Raw genomic sequence first — 20136 nt, 5'->3', positions numbered from 1 at the left:
CCCGGCACGGCGTCGGGCCGGCCCTCGACCTATCCATCGTTCACCCAGGACCCAAGGATAAGTTCCATGTCTGACTTGATTAATCTGTCGCTCGACCAAGCCTATCGACTGTCCAGCGATGTACTGACAAGCAACGGCTTTTCCGAGGCGCATGCTCAAGCCATCGCGCGCACCGTCACCAGCGGACAAGCCGACGAGTGCCACTCCCATGGCCTGTATCGGTTGCTGGTCTGCGTGAAATCCATGCGCGAAGGCCAGGTCGACCCACAGGCCCTGCCCACCCTGAGCGACCGCTGCGCCGGTATCGTCGCGGTCGACGCCCACCGGGGGTACTCGCTGTTGTCATTCGAAACGGCACTGCCGGTGCTGGTACGCAAGACTCGCCAGAACGGCGTGGCGGCCATGGTGATCAACAACTGCTATCACTTCTCGGCCCTCTGGCCGGAAATCGAGGCGCTGACGGCCCAGGGTCTCGCCGCCCTGGCGCTCACGCCAAGCCATAGCTGGGTCGCTCCGGCTGGCGGCAGCAAACCGGTGTTCGGCACCAACCCCATCGCCTTCGGCTGGCCACGCCCAGGTCGCGATCCCTTCGTCTTCGACTTCGCCACCAGCGCCATCGCCCGGGGAGATATCGAGCTGCACCGACGGGCCAACAGCCCGCTGCCCGAAGGCTGTGCCATCGACAGCGACGGCCAGCCCACCACCGATGCGCTGGCCGCGCTGTCGGGTGCCATGCTCACCTTCGGCGGGCACAAGGGCTCGGCCCTGGCGGCCATGGTCGAGCTCCTGGCAGGCGCCCTGATCAACGACATGACGAGCATGGAATCCATGGCCTTCGACGCCGGCGTGGGCGCCACGCCACTGCACGGCGAACTGATCCTGGCCTTCGATCCGCAACTGTTCTCCAACGGCAAGCCCGAAGAAGGCGCCCAGCGTGCACAAGCCTTGTTCGATGGGATCGTGCAACAAGGCGCGCGCCTGCCATCCCAGCGTCGCTACGAGGCCCGCCAGCGCAGCAAGGACGCCGGCGTGTTCCTGCCCAAGGCTTTGTACGAGGACATCCTCAAGCTGCTGGACAGATAATCCGAATCGGCCGGTTCCTGGCCGCAACCGTGTCGACTGCCATCGATACCGAGCCGCTGCGAAGCAAATGCAGCGGCCACTTCACCTCTCCACGAACGCCTGCAGTACTCCGCGGGATTAACCGCCTCGCTACCTAAAACACGTTCGCAAACACTCTCCCCTACCTGATATAGCCCAGGCCGGCCCTAACGCTTTCCGCTATCGCTAGCCAGATGCCGTCGCCAGCATCTGCGAATCGGATAAAGCCTGTTTCGATCTTTTCCGAGATCTCTTTGTTGCCAGCCTTCCCTCACTTAAAAGCTCATTTTTACCCCTTCCGCAGGGCGCAATCCGATAGCCCTCACTAGCGCTCTTTTCTTCACGGATTGGCGCATCGGCAGATTAGGAATCGGCTGATGTCGCCACGCCAGGCACGCCAGGAAAAATCCTCCCCGGATCCGAACGGACCCGTGCTATCCGCAACCGATGCGGACCGCACGTGTATTTTCTAGCAATGGAATCGAACGATGAAACTCAATAAATCCCTCTTGTTCGTAGCCCTGGGTTTTGCTCTGACAGGCATGGCCCATGCAGCTGACGGGGTGACCAAGAAAATCACTCTGACCGCACAGATCAACGACTCAATCTTCGTCTCCAAACCCGACGGTTCCACTTGGTACGGCACCGAGGAATTGGAGGCCGAGGACTACAAACAGCGCAAGTTCTCCCGCACCCTGCCCATCCGCGTCTGGACCAAGGGCACCGAGTTCAACGTCTCCCTGGCCCAGCCCCTGAAGATGAGCAATGGCAGCAAGGAAATGCTCAATCCCACCGTCAAGTTCGGCCATGCCGGTGGTGAACACCTCCTGGCAGTTGGCAAGACCCAGCAGGTGAAGCAGTCCATCGCCCTGGACGGCGGCACCGACGAAATCCACGACCTGAAAATCAGCGCCGACGCGCCTGGTGGCGCTTCGGGCAACGATGGCGGCACCTACAGCGGCGACCTGGTGATGGTGTTCGAACCTGTCGCCGCCACCGGACAACCATAACCCTCGCGGTAGACCGATCCTGATCGACTCCCAGGCCTTCTGGCCTGGGCTTTTGACCCTTTCAAGAGCCAAAACCTTGGTATGCGCATCCATCGAATTCCCTTTCGACTGGCAAAGCTATCGATTTGCCTGATCGCCGTCGTTGAGACTCCGGCCTTCGCCCAGATGAAGATCTCCTACGGGGTGCCAGAAGGCTTCAGTGCGGTCGAGATGGACAACAGCGCCACCTACGTCTCCACCCTCAACGGAAAGACCCTACCGGGGCTGGTCTCTTATTCGGTGATGCGCAACCGGTTGGAGTTCGACGCCAGCCAATACACCGAGAACGGCATTTCCATCGATGAACAGGATGCGATCCGCCGGGTACTCGCCAAGATCGACTACAAGCAGTGCCAACAAGGCTGCGACCTGTCACTGGACGAATACCACGTGAGCATCGACAAGCAGCGACGCACCCTGAGCCTGCGCGACTCCAAGGATGATTACCTGCAGCCCGAAACCAGTTGGGGACTGGTGAACAACCAGTCCCTGGACCTGCGCGGCGCTTCCGATGGTTATCGTGCAATGAACCTGAGCGGCAGCACTTGGTTAGGCATGCCCTCCCAGAGCTTCGGCTACATGAATTGGTACGCCAACCGCAGTGAAGTCCGCGGCTACAGTCGCCAGGATCACGACGTCTCGTCCTACTTCCTGCAAAAGAACTTCGGCGCCTCCTACCTGCGTGCAGGCAAGCAGGACAGCGTAGACTACGCTTCCGGCGCGGTGAGCACTCTGCTGACGCCCAGTTTCGACCAATTCATCACCCTGGGCAGCCAGGAAAACCTGCGCTCCGACCGTGCTGTCGGATCGCTAGTGCTGTACTCGGCACGCGAGGGCAACTACGAGTTCTACCGCAACGGCCGACTGATTCTCAAACGCCCGGCCATCCTGGGTCGCAACGAATTCAGCTACCTGGACCTGCCCGGCGGCTACTATCCGGTGGAGGTACGCCTGGTCGACCGCAGCGGCAACGTGGTCAACAGTGAAATCCGCGACATCAACAACCTCAACTTCGCCGGTGGCGGCAGCAACTCCTGGCACATCACCGCCGGCAAGGACATGTACGACGGTGGCCGCCTGTTCCAGGCCAGCGCCAGCCGCAACATGAGCCAGTTCTACATGAACGCCTCCGCCGTCAGCGGCGACTCGCGCTGGGCTACCGAACTCAACGCCACCCGCCCCAGCACTATCGGCTCGGCCAGCCTGACTCCGACCGTCGGGCTGCTCAGCGGTGAACGCAGCACCGGGGCCTACGTCAACCTGACCATGAACGACGACTTGTTCGGCAACCTGTCGTTCAACCGCTACCAGAACACCGGCGTCTCGCGCTTCTACCAGGGCATGCCCAGCACCTACTTCTCCTATAGCCGCAACGTGCTAGGCATAACGGCCGGTTACAACTACCAGAAACGCAGTCGTGGCGAGATCCAGCAAGCCGAAGTGCGCTGGAACTATCGTCCCAACGGGCTCTGGTCGTCGTTCGTACTTGGCGTGCAGAAAGGCGGCTACAGCAGCCTGGACCAAAGCGATTACTCCCTGTACTTCAACATGACCTGGACCTTGGATCGCAACCAGGCGAGCTTCCGCGCCGCCCGTGTCGGTGGCCAAACCCAGGTCAGCGGCGACTACCGCAAGGAATTCCAGGACAGCTACGGCACCTCCACCGCCGGGATGACCGTGAGCCGGCTGGATAGCAAGAACAGCGTTAATGCCTATGCCAGCCGTTCCGGCACCCGTGGCGACGTGTCCCTCAACCTGGGCCACGATTCGGACACCAGCAACGCCGACTTCAACTACCGCGGAATGCTCGCCGCCAGCTCCCAGGGCGTCTCCCTGGGCCGCTACAGCCCCAGCGGAAGCGCCATGCTGCTCAACACCCCAGCGATCGGCGATACCCCCTATGGCTTCAGCGTGGAGGGCCACCCGGTCGCAGGGAACGGCACGTATGCAGTGCCACTGGGGAACTACGGCGATGTCGCATTCGCTCGTGTCCTTACCAACAGCAAAGAGTTGGACATGAACATCGAGGTTCCCGCCAACATCATCCGCGCCCACCCCGGCCAGGTGTACTCCGCCGATGCCAAGGTGGACATCCATATGATCTACAGCGGCCTGTTGGTGGACCCCGCTGGCAAGCCAGTAGGCGGACGCATCGTCGAAACCGGCGACACGGCCTACCCCAACGGCCTGTTCTCCATCTCCAGCAAATCTATCTTGCCCGGAATCACCGTCGAGAAGGGTCAGCGACGCTATCGCTGCGATCTTTCGAAAACCGTCGACGGTAGCCAAAGCCAGTACCGCTGCAATGAATGAACCGACCGAACAGGAGCCTCCCTCGATGAATTTCCTCCGCATTCCGGCAAAGCTGGCCCTACCTGGCCTGCTTCTGCTCGCTTCCACCGCTGTCCGTGCGGAAGGTGAACTGATGGTGATGCCGGCCAGCCTGAAGGTCTACAACAGCCACGAGCACAGCATCAGCCTGAGGAACCTTGGCGATGCTCCACTCTACCTGTCGGTGTCCGTGCAGAAAGTACAGAATCCGGGCCTGGTTCCTGAGATCAAGGTGCCGGTGAACGAACTGGAACGCCCAGGCCTGCTGGCCAATCCCGACAAAATCACCCTCGGTGCCGGCCAGAGCCGTAAGGTCAGCCTAAGGTCCCTGCATGAACCTCAGGCCGAGGAGCTGTACCGGGTTTATGTCCTTCCCGTTCGCTCGCTGCAAATCGACAACGCGATAACGGAAAAGATTGCCGCCCCGGTTTCCGTAGCGGTGGGGTATGGCGTGCTGGTCCGCCACATGCCCAAGCCTGCCAATCAACGTGAGACCTGGGGCCACCGTTGCCAGGACGGGGGGATACTGCTGGAAAACACCGGCAGCGTGCGCCTGCTGTTCTCCGATCTCAAGACTACCGATGGCACGAAACAGGAACGCGTCGCGGTGTTCCCTGGCACGCCGCATTTCTTTCCCGGCAAGCAACTGACGTTCAACTTCGATGAAAAACCGGTAGTCCTGGACTGCCACTGAGGTTCTTCGGTGTATACAGAGAAATGAAGATACATAGCATGCGACTCCTTCAAGCCACGGGTGCGCCATGGACGCTTCTCCAACAGTGAGCAAGCTGTATAACGCCCGGATGTGTTGTGCAGCGGTCGCCTTGTTACTCCCAGCATCCAGCCTGGCCGCCGGGATACTGCAACTCTCCGACAGCGTGCTGCGCTTGGAGCCTGGTGCACGCATGCCGCAACTGCATGTGGAGAACACCGGCGATACCCCGCTGTTCCTGGATGTGCGCCAGGAGTTGCTGGTCAATCCGGGGCAATCGCCGGAAGAATTGATGCCTGTCGAGCAAGTGCAAGCCCCATCGCTGCTGATATCCCCCCAGCGCCTGGTGCTGTCACCGGGCCAAAAACGTCAGATGACCTTGCGCACCTTGTCCGCCCCCGCCCGGCATCGTGTCTGGCGGCTGACTTTCCGCCCCCGGCAGAGAGTCATCGTCGAAACCACCACACCCGATCAGCAGGGCGCCCCGTTGTCCCTGAATATCGGCTACGGCGTGCTGATCTATCAAATGGCAGCGCACCTTCCTCAAACCGGGGACATCCCATGAAGACCACTCTCTCACTTGGCCTGTTGCTCCTTGCCGGCACACTGGCACCATTGGCCCACTCCTCGGACGTGAACCTTAGTGGCAAAATCACCAGTACCATCACCGCTTTCGTGAAAAACCCCAACAACCTGTTCGTGACCGACTCCTTTGGAGGCTGGTTCGACCAAGGGTTGGAGATGCAGCAACCGGGCAGCTGGAGTTCTCCTTATGAAGTCCAGGCCCGATTGCGCATCGTGTCATCCACCGGGATATTTCAGGTACGGATGGATGCCGAACCACAAATTCGCCATATCAAGAACCCAACCCTGGTGTTCCGCAAGCCCAGTGTCAGCTTCGGCCTGGAGGGCGAGCCGATGAAACTTCTGGTGGTAGCTCGGAATACCGAATTCAGGAACCCCAAGGCGCCCAATGCAGACGAGGACTCCATAGGCTTTTACCAGTTGGCGGTCTCAGCCATGCCTCCTGTGGGCTCCTTCAAGGACACCAGCGGCCTCTATAGCGGTGAGCTGTCATTGACCTTCGAACCCGTCGCCGTGGATCCCTGAAATGACAAGCAGAGTGCGATGGCCAGCAAGAAGTCGAAAACCAGCCAGCGGCAGCGGGGCCTGGCTATGTCTGACCTGTATTTTGTCGCCAAGCCAGGCCTGGGCGGTAATCGACGTCCAACCCAAGGTATTGGTGGTGCAGGAGCAATCCATGACCATGGAAATAAGCAACCTGGGGGATCGCGCGGAATATGTATCGATCAACCTGTCACGACTGCTCAACCCTGGGGTCGAATTGGCGGAGGAAAAACTCGAAGCCATCACCCAGTCGCAGAATCCGCCCCTGTATGCTTCCCCCTTCAAGCTCTCGCTGAGCCCTGGCCAGAGCAAGACGGTCACCCTCAGGCCCTTGCACAAGGTAGAGCGGGAACAGGTCTATCGCCTGGATATCCGCCCCATCGTCAACCCGCTTGGCTCACTCCAGTCGCAAGCCTCCGGCAACGTCGTGATCAACCTGGCATACAGCACCCTGGTCCGCCAGTTACCAGCCCAGGAGCGATCCACACTTACGATCCGCTGCGAAACCGAGGGTACACGCCTGGAAGCCAGCGGCAATGTGCGCTATCAGGTTCGCGAGGCCATGGTGGACGGTGGCCAGCTCGACCCGTTCAACGTCTACCCGGGGGCTCCGGTGCTGCTCAAGGGCAAGGATATCCGTATCCCTGACCAGCCGGCCTGCTCGCGCTGAGGCAGGCCGGCCCCGGCCATCACATCGAGTGCTGCTTGACCGGTCGCCCGTCCACAGCGTCCGTATAGCCCCGATCCTCCTGTCCCTGGCGCAAACGCAACGCCACCAGCGCCGCTACCAGCAAGACCAGGGCGATGACCTTGAGACCGTTCATGGCGTCGCCCGTGGTCATTTCGATCGCGCCCATCACCGAGGGCCCGACAAACCCGCCCAGCAAGCCGCAGCAGTTCACGAACCCCAGGCCACCTGCCAGGGCCGCGCCCTTGAGCCGGGAAGCGGGATACAGAAAGATGATCGACTGCACTACGAAGAACATCAGCGCAGCGACGCAGAAGCCCACCAGGCTGAATACCGGCCCGGAAACCGCGGCGATCAGCAATCCCGAGGCCATCACCAGCAGTCCCAGGACCAGCAACTGTCGCGAGCGCCGGGCACTGTTGGCCAGCCGGGGCAAAGCGACGGCTCCCACGGCGGCGGCGATCCAGGGCAGGGAGTTCAACAAGCCGACGCTCATGATACTCAAGCTGCCGTATTTGCCGATGATGCTGGGCAGGAAGAAGATCACGGTATAGATGGTGATCTGGTGGCAGAAGTACACGAAGATCGCCAGCAGGATCTGCGGAGTGAAGCACTGCCTGAACGAATGCCCGCCCTGCCCCGCTCCTTCGTCGGCCTCCCTGGCCAGTCGTTGTTCGATGGACTGGGCTTCTTCGGCACTCAACCAGCGAGCCTTGCCCGGGCGATCCGGCAGGTGGCGCCAGACCACCCAGGCGAAGAACACCGCCGGCAAGCCTTCGAGCAGGAACATCCACTGCCAGCCATGCCAGCCCAGCAAGCCATCCATCTTCATCAATGCCGCGCCCAACGGGCCGCCGATGATATTGGCCAGGCATACCCCCAAGAGGAAGTAACCGGTGGCCCGGGCCCGCTGCTGGCGGTCGAACCAGTAGGTCAGGTACAGCATCACGCCGGGAAACAACCCCGCCTCGGCGATGCCCAGCAACAGGCGCAGCACGTAGAAGGACGTCTCGCCCTGGACGAAGGCCATGGCGGCCGAGATCAGGCCCCAGGTGGCCATGATCCGGGCAATCCAGAAGCGCGCGCCGACCCGGTGCATGATCAGGTTGCTCGGCACTTCGGACAGCGAGTAGGTGAGGAAGAACAAGCCGGCGCCCAGGCCATAGGCCGCGGCGGAGATTCCCAGGTCGACATCCAGCTGGTGCTTGGCCAGGGCGATATTGGTGCGATCGAGAAAGCTCAGGACATAGGCGGCGATCAGCAATGGCATGAGCTTGCGAAACATCAGGCGGGTCAACTGCTGCTGGTCCCGGGGAGCGATGGGTGCGGCGGTATGCATGGTACGGAGCTCCTATCGAGCGGCTTTGGCGCCCCGCCAGCGATGGCCGGGGAGCGCATCGGTGTTGTTCTAGAACTCGGGTTGCGCCAGCGGCGGTTGCGCAGGCCGGGCGAACAGCTGCAGCAGCACGCCGCCCAGGGCACAACCGGCCATGACGAAGAAACACAGGATGTAGCCCGGCAGGCTGGTCCAGCCTCCGCCGGAGGCGATCAGGCTACCCATCAGCAGCGGCGCCATGCCGCCACCGATGAACATGGCAGTGGTGATGATGCCGTTGGCGGTGGAAGTAGCCGAAGGCTCGGCCGAATCGCAGGCCACGGCGTAGTAGATCGGCCACACCGCATTGGCCACCAGGCCGAACAGCAACTGCATGACGATGACCAGCGCCAGGGTGCTGGCGAAGTAGAAGGCCGCGACACTGGCGGCCATCCACAGCCCGCAGATGATCAGGGTCGGGCGCCGGCCGATGATGTCGGACAGCGCCGGCCAGATCAGTTGCCCGAGAATCCCGGTCAGGGTGAAGACCACGCTCATGCCCGCGGACTCGGCCAGGGACAGGCCGGTGATGTTGTACAGGTAGGCCGGCAGGACGATGTTCACGCCCATGTACACCACCTGGGTAAGCAGGGTATTGCCGGCCGTGAGGGCGATATTGCGATTGCCCAGGGTCGCGACGAAGGTACGCCACGCCTGACCCTTGGCCTGGGTCACGGGAGTGCTGTGCGGTGGGGTCATGCCCTTGGCGGCGATGTCGAGGTAGAGCTGGGTGATACGCTGGGGCGTGGAGTAGCGTGCCCAGAACAGCATCAGTGGTACGGCCACGACGAAGGCGAAGAAGAACACGTAGCGCCAGTTGTCCTCGCCAAAGGTGCCGATGACGAAGCTGGCCACCAGGCCGCTGAGCATGGCGCCGATCGGGTAACCGGTGTGGTGTGCCCCAAGGGCGAACCCGCGGCGCTCCACCGGCCACCATTCGGCGGTATTGCTGACCCCGACGGGCTCCCCCCAACCGGCGCCCAGGTTGACGCCCACGCGCAAGGCGACGAACGCGGCCAGGTTGCCGCTCAGGGCCTTGAATCCGGACAGGAACGAAATCGCGGTGTAGCCCAGCACCAGCGGGACCTGGAAACGCGCACGCTTCCAGCCGCCACCATGCCGGTCGCTCCAGATCGAACCGGGAATATCCAGCAAGGCCAGGGCCAGCATGATCAGGGTCGCGAGCGTCCCCCATTGCTCGGCGGACAATTCGAAGTGCTTGGAAATGGTCGGCCCCAGCCGCAAGACGATCTCACGGTCGTAGGCATTGAGGATCCAGATCATCCAGCAGACCAGCAAAGACACCCAGGAGTGACGATGAATCTGGTGCAGCGAAGCTTTCTTGACGATAGCCATGGGCCTCTCCAGGCGCGTGACGACGCGCACTGACACGGGATTGCAGAAGGGATTGAGGGGACTGCTTCAGCCGGCGAAACGGCGCTCGGCGATACCCCGCACACCCAGGCCATGGATGGCGAACAAGGCCCCACGCTGCTGGCCGTCCGCTGGGAAGCGTGGCAATGGCGGTCGTGCCATCGAGGTGACGAACAGGATGTCCAGGTCCGGTCCGCCGAAAGTCAGGCTGGTGACCTTCTTCACTGGCATTTCGATGACCCGGTCGACCCGCCCGTCCGGGCTGTAGCGCACCAACTGGCCGGCATAGACCAGGGCCTGCCACAGGTAGCCCTCGGCATCCACGGTACAACCATCGGCAGCACCGCCGGCGGCGGTATCGACCTTGGCGAAGGTCCGCCGGTTACTCACCGCACCCGAGGTGGTGTCGTAGTCGTAGGCACGGATTTCCCCCGACCAGGTGTCGGCGAAATACAGGAGGTCGCCTCCCGGGCTCCAGCACGGGCCATTGGAAACGATGATCTCGCTATCGAGGGTATGCAGGCTGAGGTCCGGGTCCAACCGATAGAGCTTGGCACTGGGGCTTTCTTCGCGGGTATCCATGGAGCCGAAGACAAAACGCCCCTGGCGGTCGACCTTGCCATCGTTGAGCCGGTTGTGCGGCAGATCGGGCTCCGGATCCACGATCAGCTGCAATTCGCCGCTACGCAGGTCCAGGTTATGCAGCCCTTCCTGCAAGGCGACCAGCGCTTGTTCCCCGCAGCGGCGCAGGGCCATGGAGCCGATTTTCTGCGCCACGTCCCAGGCCCTGAGCTCGGTGCCATCGACGGTACAGCGCAGGATTCGCCCATCGGCGCTGTCGACCCAGTACAGCCGTTGTTGTTCCAGGTCCCAGACCGGACCTTCGCCGAGATTGGTTTTGACATCCACCAGGACTTCGATACGCATGGTGTTATCCCTTTATTGTTGTTGTGCGGGATGGGCGGACAGGCTCCGCCCAGGCTGGATATGTCGCCTAGAAAGCGACCTGGTCGCGCCCCTTGAGGCCGAGCATGGCCCGGGCCTCGTCCGGCGTCGCCACACGGCCGCCCAAGGCCTCGATCACCGCGCGGATACGCCGCACCTGATCGGCATTGCTGGCGGCCAGCTTGCCCGGACCATCCCAGAGCGAGTCCTCCAGGCCCACCCGGACATGGCTGCCCATGGCCAGGCCCATGGTCCCCAGGGGGATCTGGTGGCGTCCGGCGCCAAGAATCGACCAGTGATAGTCCTCGCCGAACAGGCGATCGGCGGTGCGCCGCATATGGGCCAGGTCCTCGGGATGGCCACCGATCCCGCCCCGCAGGCCGAACACCGACTGGATGAACAGCGGCGTCTTGAGCAAGCCGCGCTCAAGGAAATGCGCCGCGGTATAGAGGTGGCCGATGTCGTAGCACTCGATCTCGAAACGCGTACGGTTTTGCGCACAAGCGCTGAGGATGTGCGCAATATCGCGGAAGGTATTGCGGAAGATCCGATCGTCGCTCTCTTCCAGGTACGGACGCTCCCAGTCGTGCTTGAACTCGGTGAAGCGGTTGAGCATTTCGTACAGGCCGAAGTTCATCGACCCCATGTTCAGCGAAGCCAGTTCCGGCTTGAACTCCAGCACCGGTTGCAGGCGCTCTTCGACCCCCATGGTCGGCGCTCCGCCGGTGGTCAAGTTGATCACTACGTCGCTGGCCGACTTGATCTGTGGCAGGAAGCGTCGGAACAGCTCCGGGTCCTGGCTCGGCCGCCCATCCTCAGGGTCCCGGGCGTGCAGGTGGACAATGGCGGCGCCGGCCTCGGCAGCGGCGATGGCTTCGGCGGCGATTTGCCCAGCGGTAACCGGCAAGTGCGGTGACATGGACGGCGTATGGATCGCACCGGTGACGGCACAGGTGATGATGACAGGGGTTTTTCCAGGCATGACGGTACTCCGACTTTTATTCTTGAAGAAAAAAATCCCAGGGTGTCGCTGATGAAATCCGCCGCCGAGTCCTTCGGCAGGGTTGGCCGCATGTACGGCTAGCAGGCTGTTGAAAAACGTAGGCAAGGCAGCCGGCGCAAGGTGAAAACAGGCGAAAAAGCGCAGTTCACGAGTGGTCAATGAGCATTTTGACCGGGCTGGCGCACCAGCCTGTTTTCAACGCTGCGATGGCAACGCAGGTAGTTTTTCAACGGCCTGTCAGAGGTACTCGACGTTACCGTCGACGCTGATCGCCTGGCCGGTGACATTGCGCGCCGCCGGCGAACAGAGGAACAGCGCCATGGCGGCCACGTCCTCGGCGCTGACCATGCGCTTGAGGGAAATCTTGTCCAGGTACTGCTGGCGCATCTGCGCGACGGGAGTCCCGGTCTGTTCGGCCCGGGCCTGGATCACCGCGTCCATGCGCGGTCCCTCGACGATCCCCGGCAACAGGGCATTGACCCGGATATCGCTGGCGCCGAGTTCGGCGGCCAGGGACTTCATCAAGCCGACGATCGCCCATTTGGTCGCCGCATATGGAGTGCGCCAGGCGTAACCCAGGCGTCCGGCCACCGAGGCGATATGCAAAAGGTGGGCATTGCTCGAGGCCTTGAGCAAAGGCACGGCATGATGGGCAAAACGGTACTGGGCAGTGAGATTGATATCGATGGTGCGTTGCCAGTCGGCATCGCTGACCGCATCGATACCCGCGGTGGGCCCGGCGATACCGGCGTTGTTGACCAGCACATCCAGGCCGCCGAAACGCTGGACCTGCAGCTGGAACAACGCCTCGATCTGCTGCGGATCACCGACATCGGCCCGGCTGGCCAACGCCTGGGGATGGCGGTCGCGAAACGCCGCCAAGGCCGCCTCGCTGACATCGCATACATGGACCTGGGCTCCAGCCTCGAGATAGGCACGGGCGAGCACTTCGCCGATACCCGCCGCACCACCGGAAATCATGACCCGCAGGTCCGGATAAGGCTGTAAACGTTGCAAGACGCTCATGCCCGACCTCCTTTGGCCGCTGCCTTCGGCGCCTTGGCCAGCAAACGGGCCAGGGAGTCGGCGGCCTGCATGATGTCGTCGGTGACCGCTGCTCGGGCAGCAGGCGCATCTGCGGTCGACAGGGCCGCGACGATCCGATCGTGGGCCTCCATGGAACGCTGCAGGTGAGCCTTGTCGGGGGCCACCAGGGCGAAACAAGGCCCCATGTGCAACCAGAAATTCTCCACCGCAGCCATGGTCAGCTCGGCCCGAGCCACGGCGTAGATACGCCGGTGGAAGGCGAAGTTGGTCCATAGATAGCGGGAAACATCCACTTCGTCAGCGGCCTTGCGCATCTGCCGGCAGAGCTCGACGATCTCCTGCAAGTCACCGTGCTGCATGTGCTGCACCGCCTTCTCCGCCAACAACCCCTCCAGGGCCACCCGGGCATCACGAATCTCCCGCAGACGTTCCACGGTCATCATTCGTACCCGTAAGCGAGAAGTCTCGGTGACCTCAAAGGCATTTTCCGCACTCAGGCGCTGCAGAGCCTCGCGCACCGGCATCGGGCTGGAACCCAACGCTTCGGCCAGGCCACGGATGGTCACCTTCTGACCAGGCTGGAAGCGGCCGCTCATCAAGGCCTCGCGAATTTGCCGATATACCTGCTCTTGCAAGGTATCGCGCGAAACCTGACGCAACGTGGGAAGAGGGATGGGACCTTCGGACATGGGGCGTACCTGTATTGTGATTCTTGTGCTCGACAATATGTGATCACAAATCAAATATGTCAAATACTCAATGCAGGTCCGCTTGAAATTCAGCGCAGGATCTCGCGCGCGCCTTGGAGTAAGCCAAGGGACATGGGGAAAAAGGCATAAAACGAAAAAGCCCCCGTAATCTTCAAAGATTACGGGGGCTTAGTCTTGTTCAATAATGGCGGAGAGATAGGGATTCGAACCCTAGGTACCCGCGAAGGTACAACGGATTTCGAATCCGTCCCATTCGGCCACTCTGGCATCTCTCCAACGGCGCGCATCATAACAGCACCTTTGCCGGAAGCGAAGCCCCCTAGGCAAATTTTTCCGTGCTATCAGATGCTTGCGTCGATTACAGCGGTACGCCGAGGCGCTGGGCCACTTCTTCGTAGGCTTCGATCACATCGCCGAGGCCCTGGCGGAAGCGGTCCTTGTCCATCTTCTTCTTGGTGTCCTTGTCCCACAGGCGGCAACCGTCCGGGCTGAACTCGTCACCCAGGACGATGGAACCGTCGCTGAACACGCCGAACTCCAGCTTGAAGTCCACCAGCAACAGGCCGGCGTCGTCGAACAGCTTGCTCAGGACTTCGTTGACCTTGAGCGACAACTCTTTCATGCGGGCCAGTTGTTCGGCAGTGCCCCAACCGAATGCCACCACATGGGATTCGTTGATGAAGGGATCGCCCTTGGCATCGTCCTTGAGGAACAGTTCGAAAGTGTAGGGATTGAGCTTCATGCCCTCTTCCACGCCCAGGCGCTTGACCAGGCTACCGGCGGCGTAGTTGCGCACTACGCACTCAACCGGAATCATGTCCAGCTTCTTCACCAGGCACTCGTTGTCGCTCAGCAGCTTGTCGAACTGGGTCGGCACACCGGCGGCTTCGAGCTTTTGCATGATGAAGGCGTTGAACTTGTTGTTCACCATTCCCTTGCGATCCAGCTGCTCGATGCGCTTGCCGTCGAACGCCGAGGTGTCGTTGCGAAACAGCAGGACCAGGCGGTCGGCGTCATCGGTCTTGTAAACCGATTTGGCTTTGCCGCGGTAGAGTTCTTCACGTTTTTCCATGATGGGCTCCGCTTGCTAGGTAGTTGGGCTAGGCGATGTGACGCCAGTCGAGCCCTGAATCTTGATCGGCCAGTTGCAGCCAGTCCGGGTCGCACCCGAGGGTGTCGACAAAACATTGCCGGGCCAGCTGCGGCAGGTTGTTCTTGCTGCTCAGATGAGCCAGGACCAGATGCTGCAGGCCCTGCCATCCCAATTCGGCCACCAGGCTTGCGGCCTGCTGGTTGTTCAAATGTCCCTGGTCACCACCGACACGCTGCTTGAGGAAGTACGGGTAGTAACCTCGTGCCAGCATTTCCTGGCAATGGTTGGCCTCGATCATCAGGGCATCCAGCCCGCGATAGCCGTCCAACACCTCGGAACCATAGGAACCGAGATCGGTCAGCAGGCCGAAGCGTCGTCGGCCATCGCTGAAGACAAACTGAGTAGGCTCCAGGGCATCATGGGCGACACTGATCACGTCGATGCGCAGCCCACCAACCTGCAACCGCTCGCCACCCTGTACGAAGCCCGTGGCCACCACTGGCTTGCGCATGCCACGCAAGGTTCCCTGACTGAGGTAGACCGGAAGATTGTAGCGCCGAGACAGCAAACCCACGCCATGCACATGGTCGGCATGTTCGTGGGTCACCAGGATGGCGTTCAGTTGCTCCGGGGCGACACCCAGGCGCAACAGGCGCCGCTCGGTTTCCCGCAAGGAGAAACCACAATCCACCAGTACATGCGTGTCGCCGCTGGCGATCAGGGTGCCATTGCCCTGGCTACCGCTGCCGAGAACGGCGAAACGCATCCAATCAGCCCAGGTTGTCCTGAATCATGCCCAGCACCTTGCGCGCCACGTCGGCGGGCGCCACGGTGTTGATGTTCTTCTCGACGGTGACCTGGACGTTCTCGCCCACCTTGCTCAGGCGTACCTGATAACGTTCGGCACGGGCCTCGACCTCTTCCTTGGCGGGCTTGCTGCCGAACAACTTGCCGAAGAAGCCCGGCTCGTCGTTCTTTTTCTCGGCCTTTTCCGCCAGGTTGATGTAGTACAGGCCAAGGCTGCGGTTGATGTCTTCGACCCGCCATTCACCCTGTTCCAGGGCACGACCGACGCTGGACCAGGCACGATCCAGGTCGGCACCCAGGTTCAGCACCGGGTTGCCACTGCCGTCCTCGCTGAGGCTGACACGGCTTGGAGTGTCGAAATCACGGGCCGCCAGCAGGGATACCGAGCCACCTTTCTCGGAGGTACGGCTCATGCTGGCCAGCAGGTCATCCACCAGGGCGGCGTCCAGGCCGGTGTTGACCGAACGATTGGTGAACTCCACATCGGCGGTGCTACCGGCAGGGCGCTCGGCGCTGACCACATAGACTTCACTGGTGTTGCGCTGCACGCCCGGCTCGATGCGTACCCGTACCCGAGTCTCGCTATCGGCGGCGACGCCAGCGCTGCCCAGGCGCTTGGCAACGGCGGCGGAAAGTTCGTCGGAACGCTGCCAGGCGGTGGTGAACTCGCCGGTCTGCGGACGCTGCTGGTCCAAGCGGAAACCGTTGTCCTGGAAGAACTGCACCGCCACTGGCCAGACCTCGGCCGGTGGATGCTGGGCCATGACCCAACGGGAGTCGCCGCTCTTCTGCAGGCTGTAGTCGCTGGAATCGGCAATGGCCGACAGCGGTTGTGGACGAGGCACTTCGTACTCGCCCTTGACGTTATCGTCGGCAACGTTGCGCGGGATCGGCAGCAGCGGATCCAGACGCTTGGAGGTCTGGATATCCGGCGGCAGTTGCATCGGTGCCGTTTGTTGCGCTTGCAGGTAATCGCTACCCCGGTCACGGAAGTAGCCTTCCGGGCCCCAGATCCAACCGCAGCCACTGGTGCTGGAGATAATCAAGGCAAGTGCGGAAAGTCCGGCCATTCGCTTCATGCGTTGTACTTCCTCAATTAAACCAATACGCCGGACTGGCGCATGGCCTGCCGCAGCGGTTCGTGACAGGCGGCACTGAGCCAGGTGAGCGGCAGGCGGATACCGTCCGGCATCAAGCCCATCTCGTGCAGGGCCCATTTCACGGGAATAGGGTTGGATTCGATGAAAAGAGTCTTGTTCAGCGGCATCAGGGTCTCGTGAATCGACCGAGCCTTGGCGGCATCGCCAGCCATGGCCGCGGCGCACATCTGGCTCATGGCCTTCGGCGCGACGTTGGCGGTCACCGAGATGTTGCCCTTGCCGCCCAGCAGGATCAGCTCCACGGCAGTGGCGTCATCGCCGGAGTACACCAGGAAATCGCTACGTACACCGGCCAGGATGGCCTTGGCGCGCTCCAGGTCGCCGGTGGCTTCCTTGATGCCGATGATGTTCTTCACGGTGGACAGGCGGATCACGGTCTCGGCCTGCATGTCGCAAGCGGTGCGGCCCGGCACGTTGTAGAGGATCTGCGGAATGTCCACGGCCTCGGCGATGGTGCGAAAGTGCTGGTACAGGCCTTCCTGGGTCGGCTTGTTGTAGTACGGGGTCACCAGCAGGCAGGCATCGGCGCCGGCGATTTTCGCATTGGTGGTCAGTTCGATCGCTTCGCGTGTCGAGTTGGCGCCGGTGCCGGCGATCACCGGGATGCGCCCCGCCACCTGGTCGACTACCCGACGAATCACCTCGATGTGCTCATCGACGTCCAAGGTGGCCGACTCGCCAGTGGTGCCGACCGCCACGATGGCGTTGGTGCCCTCTTGCAGGTGGAAGTCCACCAGTTTGCTCAGGCTGTCCCAGTCGAGATTTCCCTGTGCATCCATGGGTGTGACCAGTGCCACCATACTGCCCGCAATCATGCAACCGCTCCTGCCGGAAAAAGAGAGCGGTAATGGTACTGGCGCCAAGTTCCTTGCACAAGCGAAGTCCCGCACCCTGAGCATTCCCCTGAGCGATGGTTTTCGCTACCCTTCAGCCTTTGATTGCTACTTGATAAGCACATGGGCCGGGTTATCGCCTCCCGCCGCCTCCCCAAAGCCCCGTTCCCGCGTTGCCTGCCTCTATTCCATGAATCCCGGGGCCCGCCACCGGCTTGTGGTCCAGGACTTCGGGAAGCCGCCAGCGGCGCTTGCCCGGCCCAGGCTTATTGCAAGTATCGACCGCTCATCGCTTTAGGAACGCTGCATGTCCACCCCCACCGTTCGCGAACAATTCCTTGTCATCAGTGCCCTCGGCGCCAACCCCATGGAGCTGACCAACGTCCTGTGCCGCGCCAGCCATGAAAACCGCTGCGCCGTGGTGACCTCGCGCCTGACCCGGCACGGCGAGTGCAGCGCGCTGGTGCTGGAAGTCTCCGGCAGCTGGGATGCCCTGGCACGCCTGGAGAGCAACCTGCCCTTCCTGGCCAAGAAGCACGCCTTCACCGCCAACGTGGTACGCAGTGCCGCCCTGGAGAACCGCCCCCAGGCCCTGCCTTATGTCGCCTATGTCAGTGCGGCCTACCGCCCGGACATCATCAACGAGCTGTGCCAGTTCTTCATCGACCACCATGTGGAGCTGGAAAACCTGACCTGCGATACCTACCAGGCACCGCAAACCGGCGGCACCATGCTCAATGCCACCTTTACCGTGACCCTGCCCGCCGGGACCCAGATCAGCTGGCTGCGAGACCAGTTCCTGGATTTCGCCGACGCCATGAACCTCGACGCCCTGATCGAACCCTGGCGCCCACAGAACCCCATGTAAGGAAACCCCCATGGCCGTAGCTATCGACCAACCCGTCGCCGATTTCCAGGCCCCCGCCACCAGCGGCCAGACCGTCAGCCTGTCCAGCCTCAGGGGCAAGCAGGTGGTGCTGTATTTCTATCCCAAGGACAGCACCCCAGGCTGCACCACCGAAGGCCAGGGCTTTCGCGACCAGTACAAGGCCTTCCAGGCGGCCAACACCGAGATCTTCGGCATCTCCCGCGACGGCCTGAAGTCCCACGAAAACTTCAAGTGCAAGCAGGAGTTCCCGTTCGAACTGATCAGCGACAAGGACGAAGCCATCTGCCAGCTGTTCGACGTGATCAAGCTGAAAAAGCTCTATGGCAAGGAATACATGGGTGTAGACCGCAGCACCTTCCTCATCGACAAGGACGGTGTGCTGCGCCAGGAATGGCGCGCAGTGAAGGTCCCGGGCCATGTCGATGCGGTATTGGCCGCAGCCCAGGCCCTGAACAAGGCCTGAAACCAACGGGGCGGCTGATCAGCCGCCCCGCTTGCATCTGCTCCACCGCTAGAGCAGTGGCGCCACCATCGGATCCTTCCTCGGCCAGGCATCCAGCACAGCCTTGAACAGAGTGGCCAAGGGAATCGCAAAGAAGATCCCCCAGAAGCCCCAGAGCCCGCCGAACAACAGTACCGCGCAGATGATCGCCACCGGATGCAGGTTCACCGCCCCGGAGAACAGCAGCGGCACCAGCACGTTGCCATCCAGGGTCTGGATGATCCCGTAGACCGCCATCAGGTAGATGAACTGGTCACTCCACCCCCACTGGAACAGGGCGATCAACGCCACCGGCACCGTCACCACCACTGCGCCGACATAGGGCACCACCACCGAGATTCCCACCAGCAACGCCAACAGCGCCGCATAGTTCAGGCCCAGGGTGACGAAGGCGATATAAGTGACACCGCCGCAGATGACGATCTCGATGACCTTGCCGCGGATATAGTTGGCGATCTGCCGGTTCATCTCGTGGGCCACGCGGGTGATCAGTGTCCGCTCCCGCGGCAGGTAGCCGATGACCCAACGACTGATCATGGCCCGATCCTTGAGGAAGAAGAACACCAGGATCGGTACCAGCACCAGATAGATCATGATGTTCACCAGCAACGGCAGGCTCGACAGCGAGAACGTCAGAGCCCATTGCCCGAATTTGCCGATCTCGCCCCGCGCCACCTCGATGGCCTGCAGTACTTGTTCGTCGGACACCAGGTGCGGATAACGCTCGGGTAACAACAGCAGCAGCGATTGCCACTTGGCAAGCATGCCCGGGAGTTCGTTGAACAGGGTGATCAACTGGTGCCAGAGCAGCGGCACCACCACCAGGATGAACAGCAGCAACACCCCCATGAACAGGGCAAACACCAGTCCTACCGCGGCGCCACCCGGCAACCGCAGGCGCTCCAGGCTCACCACCAGCCCCTGCATCAGGTAAGCCAGGACCATGCCCGCCAGCACCGGCGCAAGCATGCCGCCCAGGGTCAGTACCGCGGTGAAGGCCAGGAACAGCAAGACAGCCAGCACCACCGCCTCTTCGTCCGAGAAATAGCGCTGTATCCAGTCGCGTAGCACTTTGAACATCAGTGATCCTTAAGATGAAAGCGGTGAACGGCGTCAGGCCTTTTTCAACCAGTAGCGATAGACTCCCGCCTCGTCCTCTTCGCGCAGCAGCGTATGACCGGCCAGGCGGGCGAAGGTGCGGAAGTCGCGCTGGGAGCCGGCATCGGTGGCAATGACCTTGAGCACCGCACCACTGGCCAGGCGATTGAGCTCCATCTTGGCCTTGAGCAGCGGCAACGGGCAGTTCAGCCCGCTGGCGTCCAGCTCGGCATCATGGGCGACGACATCGGTCATGGTGTTACTCCGGTGGTAAATGCAAGGGCGTTAGGA

21 protein-coding genes and 1 tRNA gene are annotated in these 20136 nt (G+C 61.9%); 9 read left to right on the top strand and 13 right to left on the bottom strand.

From position 1 onward, the window contains the following. Positions 1-66 precede the first annotated feature (66 nt). The 7 genes from H7A76_RS08155 (at position 67) to H7A76_RS08125 (ending at position 6991) form a co-directional block, all read left to right on the top strand. Positions 67-1083, top strand: a complete 1017-nt coding sequence (locus tag H7A76_RS08155) for an Ldh family oxidoreductase (RefSeq protein WP_185698028.1) — start codon at positions 67-69, stop codon at positions 1081-1083. A 506-nt stretch (positions 1084-1589) separates the two neighbouring features. Next, a complete protein-coding gene (locus tag H7A76_RS08150; RefSeq protein WP_185698027.1) occupies positions 1590-2111 on the top strand; it encodes a CS1 type fimbrial major subunit in 522 nt (173 codons plus the stop codon). A gap of 165 nt (positions 2112-2276) precedes the next feature. Then, complete coding sequence (locus tag H7A76_RS08145) at positions 2277-4463, top strand: TcfC E-set like domain-containing protein (protein ID WP_221775154.1); 2187 nt, start codon at positions 2277-2279, stop codon at positions 4461-4463. A gap of 25 nt (positions 4464-4488) precedes the next feature. Beyond that, the gene (locus H7A76_RS08140; RefSeq protein WP_185698025.1) at positions 4489-5175 is read left to right on the top strand and encodes a pilus assembly protein; all 687 of its coding nucleotides are present in this window, start codon (positions 4489-4491) and stop codon (positions 5173-5175) included. 85 nt (positions 5176-5260) lie between these two features. Beyond that, positions 5261-5758, top strand: a complete 498-nt coding sequence (locus H7A76_RS08135; protein ID WP_221775153.1) for a hypothetical protein — start codon at positions 5261-5263, stop codon at positions 5756-5758. After that, positions 5755-6303: a hypothetical protein gene (locus H7A76_RS08130; protein ID WP_185698024.1), complete on the top strand. Its 549-nt coding sequence runs from the start codon at positions 5755-5757 to the stop codon at positions 6301-6303. The genes H7A76_RS08135 and H7A76_RS08130 overlap by 4 nt, the downstream gene beginning before the upstream one ends. Positions 6304-6454: 151 nt before the next feature. After that, positions 6455-6991: a hypothetical protein gene (locus H7A76_RS08125; RefSeq protein WP_221775152.1), complete on the top strand. Its 537-nt coding sequence runs from the start codon at positions 6455-6457 to the stop codon at positions 6989-6991. Between the two features lie 19 nt (positions 6992-7010). On the opposite strand, the gene H7A76_RS08120 is transcribed toward H7A76_RS08125, so the two are convergent. The 11 genes from H7A76_RS08120 to dapA form a co-directional block, all read right to left on the bottom strand. Further along, the gene (locus H7A76_RS08120) at positions 7011-8348 is read right to left on the bottom strand and encodes an MFS transporter (protein ID WP_185698023.1); all 1338 of its coding nucleotides are present in this window, start codon (positions 8346-8348) and stop codon (positions 7011-7013) included. Positions 8349-8417: 69 nt separating this feature from the next. Beyond that, complete coding sequence (locus H7A76_RS08115; RefSeq protein ID WP_185698022.1) at positions 8418-9740, bottom strand: MFS transporter; 1323 nt, start codon at positions 9738-9740, stop codon at positions 8418-8420. 66 nt (positions 9741-9806) lie between these two features. Further along, positions 9807-10685: an SMP-30/gluconolactonase/LRE family protein gene (locus H7A76_RS08110; protein ID WP_185698021.1), complete on the bottom strand. Its 879-nt coding sequence runs from the start codon at positions 10683-10685 to the stop codon at positions 9807-9809. 67 nt (positions 10686-10752) lie between these two features. After that, on the bottom strand, positions 10753-11685 hold the full coding sequence (locus tag H7A76_RS08105) for a 3-keto-5-aminohexanoate cleavage protein (protein ID WP_185698020.1): 933 nt from the start codon (positions 11683-11685) through the stop codon (positions 10753-10755). Positions 11686-11943: 258 nt separating this feature from the next. After that, positions 11944-12732, bottom strand: a complete 789-nt coding sequence (locus tag H7A76_RS08100) for an SDR family oxidoreductase (RefSeq protein WP_185698019.1) — start codon at positions 12730-12732, stop codon at positions 11944-11946. Next, positions 12729-13442 carry a GntR family transcriptional regulator gene (locus H7A76_RS08095; protein WP_185698018.1) on the bottom strand — a complete coding sequence of 238 codons (714 nt, stop codon included), beginning with the start codon at positions 13440-13442 and terminating at the stop codon, positions 12729-12731. The genes H7A76_RS08100 and H7A76_RS08095 overlap by 4 nt, the downstream gene beginning before the upstream one ends. Before the next feature lie 206 nt (positions 13443-13648). Beyond that, a tRNA-Ser gene (locus tag H7A76_RS08090) sits at positions 13649-13738 on the bottom strand. A gap of 83 nt (positions 13739-13821) precedes the next feature. Next, the gene (purC, locus tag H7A76_RS08085; protein ID WP_185698017.1) at positions 13822-14535 is read right to left on the bottom strand and encodes a phosphoribosylaminoimidazolesuccinocarboxamide synthase; all 714 of its coding nucleotides are present in this window, start codon (positions 14533-14535) and stop codon (positions 13822-13824) included. Between the two features lie 28 nt (positions 14536-14563). Continuing rightward, positions 14564-15322 carry an MBL fold metallo-hydrolase gene (locus H7A76_RS08080; protein ID WP_185698016.1) on the bottom strand — a complete coding sequence of 253 codons (759 nt, stop codon included), beginning with the start codon at positions 15320-15322 and terminating at the stop codon, positions 14564-14566. A 4-nt stretch (positions 15323-15326) separates the two neighbouring features. After that, complete coding sequence (gene bamC / locus H7A76_RS08075; RefSeq protein WP_185698015.1) at positions 15327-16442, bottom strand: outer membrane protein assembly factor BamC; 1116 nt, start codon at positions 16440-16442, stop codon at positions 15327-15329. Positions 16443-16459: 17 nt separating this feature from the next. Beyond that, positions 16460-17338 (bottom strand): 4-hydroxy-tetrahydrodipicolinate synthase, encoded by an 879-nt coding sequence (gene dapA / locus H7A76_RS08070; RefSeq protein WP_185698014.1) that lies wholly within the window; start codon positions 17336-17338, stop codon positions 16460-16462. A gap of 325 nt (positions 17339-17663) precedes the next feature. On the opposite strand from dapA, the gene H7A76_RS08065 reads away from it, so the two are divergent. Both H7A76_RS08065 and H7A76_RS08060 read left to right on the top strand, forming a co-directional pair. Beyond that, on the top strand, positions 17664-18224 hold the full coding sequence (locus H7A76_RS08065) for a glycine cleavage system protein R (protein WP_022642872.1): 561 nt from the start codon (positions 17664-17666) through the stop codon (positions 18222-18224). A 10-nt stretch (positions 18225-18234) separates the two neighbouring features. Next, positions 18235-18708: a peroxiredoxin gene (locus H7A76_RS08060; protein WP_185698013.1), complete on the top strand. Its 474-nt coding sequence runs from the start codon at positions 18235-18237 to the stop codon at positions 18706-18708. 48 nt (positions 18709-18756) lie between these two features. On the opposite strand, the gene H7A76_RS08055 is transcribed toward H7A76_RS08060, so the two are convergent. Together H7A76_RS08055 and H7A76_RS08050 are read right to left on the bottom strand one after the other, a co-directional pair. Then, complete coding sequence (locus H7A76_RS08055; protein WP_022642870.1) at positions 18757-19827, bottom strand: AI-2E family transporter; 1071 nt, start codon at positions 19825-19827, stop codon at positions 18757-18759. Between the two features lie 33 nt (positions 19828-19860). Then, a complete protein-coding gene (locus tag H7A76_RS08050; RefSeq protein ID WP_011059792.1) occupies positions 19861-20100 on the bottom strand; it encodes a sulfurtransferase TusA family protein in 240 nt (79 codons plus the stop codon). Positions 20101-20136: the final 36 nt, after the last annotated feature.

Origin of the sequence: Pseudomonas sp. MSSRFD41, assembly GCF_014230245.1 — a bacterium.
GTDB lineage: Bacteria > Pseudomonadota > Gammaproteobacteria > Pseudomonadales > Pseudomonadaceae > Aquipseudomonas > Aquipseudomonas piscis.
Note: the sequence above shows the minus strand (reverse complement) of the source record. Positions and strands in the feature narration are given on the sequence as shown.